The sequence below is a fragment of the Methylobacterium sp. WL6 genome (genome assembly GCF_008040095.1).
Lineage (GTDB): Bacteria > Pseudomonadota > Alphaproteobacteria > Rhizobiales > Beijerinckiaceae > Methylobacterium.
This window is the reverse complement of the sequence record NZ_VRVH01000326.1, coordinates 1-4,832: the sequence shown is the minus strand read 5'-3', so window position 1 is coordinate 4,832 and position 4,832 is coordinate 1. Positions and strand designations below refer to the sequence as shown.

At 70.6% G+C, this 4,832-nt stretch carries 5 protein-coding genes; 4 read left to right on the top strand and 1 reads right to left on the bottom strand.

The genetic code is table 11. The features are described 5' to 3' along the window. The first annotated feature begins 130 nt into the window (after window positions 1-130). The 4 genes from FV230_RS24695 (at window position 131) to hslV (ending at window position 4,434) form a co-directional block, all read left to right on the top strand. On the top strand, window positions 131-1,003 hold the full coding sequence (locus FV230_RS24695) for a branched-chain amino acid ABC transporter permease (protein WP_147728683.1): 873 nt from the start codon (window positions 131-133) through the stop codon (window positions 1,001-1,003). A 4-nt stretch (window positions 1,004-1,007) separates the two neighbouring features. Beyond that, window positions 1,008-3,080, top strand: coding sequence for a branched-chain amino acid ABC transporter ATP-binding protein/permease (locus FV230_RS24690; protein WP_147844276.1), 2,073 nt, complete (start codon window positions 1,008-1,010; stop codon window positions 3,078-3,080). Next, window positions 3,073-3,795 carry an ABC transporter ATP-binding protein gene (locus FV230_RS24685; RefSeq protein ID WP_147844275.1) on the top strand — a complete coding sequence of 241 codons (723 nt, stop codon included), beginning with the start codon at window positions 3,073-3,075 and terminating at the stop codon, window positions 3,793-3,795. Before FV230_RS24690 ends, FV230_RS24685 begins: the two co-directional genes overlap by 8 nt. A 108-nt stretch (window positions 3,796-3,903) precedes the next feature. Next, on the top strand, window positions 3,904-4,434 hold the full coding sequence (hslV, locus tag FV230_RS24680; RefSeq protein ID WP_147844277.1) for an ATP-dependent protease subunit HslV: 531 nt from the start codon (window positions 3,904-3,906) through the stop codon (window positions 4,432-4,434). A 60-nt stretch (window positions 4,435-4,494) separates the two neighbouring features. On the opposite strand, the gene FV230_RS24675 is transcribed toward hslV, so the two are convergent. Continuing rightward, window positions 4,495-4,832 (bottom strand): hypothetical protein (locus tag FV230_RS24675; protein WP_210248655.1); only part of this gene is annotated, 338 nt, incomplete at its 5' end.

The following is a 4,832-nucleotide window of genomic DNA, read 5'->3' as shown; positions in this document are numbered from 1 at the left end:
GCCCGACGCCGTCCGGTCGCCCGTCGCGCGGCCCGATCCCGAGCGGGACGGGAGCCCGCGCCTCGACGGATCGGGTCGGGACCGGACGTCATGAACGACCAAACCCTCACGCACGGGCGCCGGTGACACGATGACCATCTTCCTGCAGCTCGTCGCGTCCGGCGTCGCGGTCGGCATGATCTACGCCGCCATCGCCTTCGGCTACCAGCTCACCTTCGCCACCTCGAAGACGCTGAACTTCGGGCAGGGCGAGGCGCTGGCGCTGGGCGCCCTGTTCGGCCTGACGCTGGCGCCGTTCACCGGCTACTGGCTGATGATCCCGCTGGTGCTGGTCTTCGGCTTCGCGCTGGGCGCCGTGGTCGAGCGCCTCGGCGTGCGCCCGGCTGTGAAGATCAAGTCCGAGTACGGGTGGATCATGGCCACCATCGCGCTCGGGATCATCTTCCGCAATCTCGCCGAGAACATCTGGGGCCGCGACGACCTCAAGTTCCCGTCGCCGCTGCCCGAGGAGGCGCTGCAGCTCGGCGGCATCCGCATGCTGCCGATGGAGCTCCTGATCATCGCCGGGGCGTTGCTGATGATGCTCGCGGTCGAGATCTTCAATCGCAAGTCGATCTGGGGCAAGGCGGTGATCGCCACCTCGAACGACATCGATGCCGCCGGCCTGATGGGCATCAACACCAAGCGCGTCATCACCCTGTCCTACTCGATCAGCGCGATGACGGCGGCGTTCGCCGGCGTGCTCGTCGCCCCGGTCACGCTGACGGGCGCCACGATGGGCGCGGTGCTGGCGCTGAAGGCCTTCGCGGTGGCGATCATCGGCGGCCTCGAATCCGGCCTCGGCGTCATCGTCGGCGGGCTGATCCTCGGCATCGCCGAGACGCTGACCGGCTTCTACATCTCCACCGGCTACAAGGACGTGCCGGGCCTGATCCTGCTCCTCGTCGTGCTGTCGATCCGCCCCGTGGGGCTGTTCGGCAAGGCCGTGATCAAGAAAGTCTGAGCCGATGGCGCACTCCACCTTCGCGCCGGCCGCCGCCCCGGCGCCCTCGGCCTCCGCCGGTCTCGGCCGGCATATCGGCGCGGCGGGCGCGGTGCTGCTCGTGGTGTTCCTCGCCGCCTTCCCGCACGTGGTCACCAGCAGCTATTACATCCACCTGCTGCTGGTGATCGCGATCTACGCGATCCTGATCCTCGGGCTCGACATCGTCGTCGGCTATACCGGCCAGGTCAGCCTCGGCCATGCCGGGCTGTTCGGCGTCGGCGCCTACGCGGCGGCCGTGCTGTTCCTGCACTTCAAGCTCGGGATCTGGTGGGGCCTGCTCGCTGGGATCGGCGTCACCTCCGCCTTCGGCCTGCTGCTCGCGGTGCCGGCGCTGCGGGTCACCGGCCCGTACCTCGCGATGGTGACGCTGGCCTTCGGCACCATCGTGCAGATCTTCATCAACGAGCTGACGCCGATCACCAACGGGCCGCTCGGCATCACCCTGCCGCCGGCCCGCGTCATCGACTTCGCGACGCTCGGGATCACGCCGCCCTGGGGCGCGGCGGGGCGCAAGCTCGAGTTCTACTACCTCGTCTGCGCCTGCCTCCTGCTGACGATCGTGGTGGTGAACCGCATCGTGCGCTCGCCGTTCGGGCGCGCCTTCGAGGCGCTGCGCGACTCGCCGATCGCCTGCGACTGCATGGGCGTCAGCGTCTACCGCTACAAGGTCTACGCCTTCGTGGTCTCGGCGGCGCTGGCGGGGCTCGCGGGCGCGCTGTTCGCCTGGTCGGAGCGCTACGTCGCCCCGAATTCCTACGGCTTCGAGCTCACCGTGCTGTTCCTGCTCGCGGTGACGATGGGCGGCCGGAAATCGCGGGCCGGCCCGCTGATCGGCTCGGCGATCATCGTGATGATGCCCAACATCCTGGCCGACATCGACCTCGTACGGATCATGGCCGGCCTCATCGCCGCCGTGGCGCTCGTCGTCGGCATCCAGGCCTTCCTGCGCCGGCGCGAGAACCGCTTCGCGATCCTCGTGCCGGTGGTGCTCTGCATCCTGTTCCTGCCCGCGACGCTGGCGCTGCAATCGGTCACCGACTTCCGGCTCAGCGTGTTCGGCCTGCTGATCCTGTTCGTGGTCTACTACCTGCCCGACGGCATCGTCGGCTTCCTGCGCGAGAAGATCCCGGCGCTCCGCCCGGCCCACACGGCGGAGGGCAAGGCGCTCTCGGCCGACGGCGACGCGCTCATCGCGCAGCGCGGCAAGGCGGCCGGCACCGAGCCGCTGCTGCAGGTCGAGCAGGCGCTGATGCAGTTCGGCGGCCTGAAGGCGCTGGCCGGCGTCGACCTCTCGGTGAGGCCCGGCACGATCCACGGGCTCATCGGCCCGAACGGCTCGGGCAAGAGCACGATGATGAACGTGCTCACCGGCATCTACAAACCCACCGCCGGCGCGGTGACGCTGGCCGCGGCCGGCAGCGCGCCGAAGCGCCTCGACGGGCGCACGCCCTCCGAGATCGCGCTCGCCGGCGTCGCCCGCACCTTCCAGAACGTGCAGCTCTTCCGCGAGATGACGGCCCTGGAGAACGTGCTCGTCGGCCTGCACCACGCCTTCCACGGCACCATCGTCGACGCGATCCTCGGCACGCCGCGGCGCCGCCGCGAGGAGCGCGAGGCCCGCGCCCGGGCGATGGCGATCCTCGACTTCATGGGCCTGTCGAGCCTCGCCCAGGTGGAGGCCCGCAACCTGCCCTACGGCAAGCAGCGCCTCCTAGAGATCGGCCGCGCGCTGGCGCTCGACCCCGTGCTGCTGCTGCTGGACGAGCCGGCCGCCGGCCTGACCGCGCCCGACATCGCGGACCTGACCGCGATCATCCGCAAGATCCGCGACGCGGGCATCACCGTGATCCTGATCGAGCACCACATGGACGTGGTGATGGGGCTGTGCGACCGGGTCAGCGTGCTCGATTTCGGGCACAAGATCGCCGAGGGCGGGGCCCGCGAGGTGCAGGCCGACCCGAAGGTGATCGAGGCCTATCTCGGCGCCCCCGACGACATGGGCGGCTCGGCCGCTCCGGAGCCAGCCCATGCTTGAGGTCGCCAACCTGTCGGCCGGGTACGGCCAGATCGAGGTCCTGCACGGGCTCTCGTTCCAGGTGCCGAAGGGCAAGGTCGTGACGCTGATCGGCTCCAACGGGGCCGGCAAGACCACGACGATGCGGGCCCTCTCGGGGATGATCCAGCCGCGCGCCGGCTCGATCCGGCTCGCCGGGCGTGAGATCTCGGGGCTCGACAGCCACGACGTGGCCCGCGCCGGCCTCGCCCACTCGCCGGAGGGGCGGCGGGTGTTCCCGACCCTGTCGGTGGAGGACAACCTGACGCTCGGCGCCTTCCCGCGGCTGACCGGCTCGCGCCCCAAGGGCGACGTTTCCGCCGACCGCGAGCGCGCCTACGCGCTGTTCCCGCGCCTCAAGGAGCGCCGGCTGCAGCTCGCCGGCACGCTCTCGGGCGGCGAGCAGCAGATGCTCGCCATGGGCCGCGCCCTGATGCTGCGCCCCGACCTCCTGCTGCTGGACGAGCCGTCGATGGGGCTGGCGCCGAAGCTCGTCGAGGAGGTGTTCCGCATCATCCGCCAGCTCAAGGAGGAGCAGGTGACGATGCTGCTCGTCGAGCAGTTCGCCATGGCGGCGCTCGGGGTGGCCGACTACGCCTACGTCCTCGAGAACGGCCGCATCCGCTTCCAGGGGCCGGCGGCCCGGCTCAAGAGCGATCCGGCGGTACGCGCGGCCTATCTCGGCGGCGACCACTGACCGCGGGTCTTCGCGGCGCCGCTTGGCAATCCGGGGCGCGAGCCCCTACCTGACGCCGAGCGATACCCGGAGACACCCTTGGCACACGACGATTCAGGCCCGGCCCAGATGCACGCCACCACCATCCTGATGGTGCGCAAGGGGGGCCGCGTCGTCATCGGCGGCGACGGCCAGGTCAGCCTCGGCCAGACCATTGTCAAGGGCAATGCCCGGAAGGTCCGGAAGCTCGCCAAGGGCGCGGTGATCGGCGGGTTCGCCGGCGCGACGGCCGACGCCTTCACCCTGTTCGAGCGCCTGGAGGCCAAGCTCGAGCAGTATCCCGGGCAGCTCACCCGCGCCTGCGTCGAGCTGACCAAGGACTGGCGCACCGACCGCTACCTGCGCCGCCTGGAGGCGATGATGCTGGTGGCCGACAAGGACGTCAGCCTGCTGCTGTCGGGCGCGGGCGACGTGCTCGAGCCGGAGGGCGGGGTGATGGCGATCGGCTCCGGCGGCAACTACGCGCTGTCGGCCGCGCGCGCCCTGGAGGACACCGACCTCGACGCCGAGGCGATCGTGCGCAAGGCCATGCGGATCGCCGCCGAGATCTGCGTCTACACCAACGAGAGCCTCGTCCTCGAGGCTCTCGACGCGGGCTAGGTCCGGCCCTCACCGGCTCCGTCCCGACGGCCCTGGGGCCGCCGGGAGGCTGCGTGGCTGCTACTTGTCGAAGCTGTAATCGAGGTCGATGCCGTCCTTGCCGTCGTCGCTGGCCTTGAAGGTCATCTTCATGCGCGTCTCGGTCGTGCCCGTGTCCTGGGTCTCGTCCCAGACCGAGGTGTAGCGGCAGGTCATCCGCTTGGCCTTGCGATCCTCGAAGACCGTCTCGGGCTCGACCAGCGCCTTGAGCCGGCGCTTGCCGTCCTTGAAGTCGGGGGCGCCGTTGACCGAGGCCATCAGATCCGTGCGCACCGCGTCCTGCTCGCAGAGCCCACCCGCAGGCGAGGGCGGAGCCGCCGCGACGACCGGGGCGGGAGCGGGCGTCGACGGCGCGGGCG

Coding starts and splice junctions, on each gene's coding strand:
- FV230_RS24695 (WP_147728683.1), top strand. CDS start 131: ATGACCATCTTCCTGCAGCTCGTCGCGTCCGGCGTCGCGGTCGGCATG.
- FV230_RS24690 (WP_147844276.1), top strand. CDS start 1,008: ATGGCGCACTCCACCTTCGCGCCGGCCGCCGCCCCGGCGCCCTCGGCC.
- FV230_RS24685 (WP_147844275.1), top strand. CDS start 3,073: ATGCTTGAGGTCGCCAACCTGTCGGCCGGGTACGGCCAGATCGAGGTC.
- hslV (WP_147844277.1), top strand. CDS start 3,904: ATGCACGCCACCACCATCCTGATGGTGCGCAAGGGGGGCCGCGTCGTC.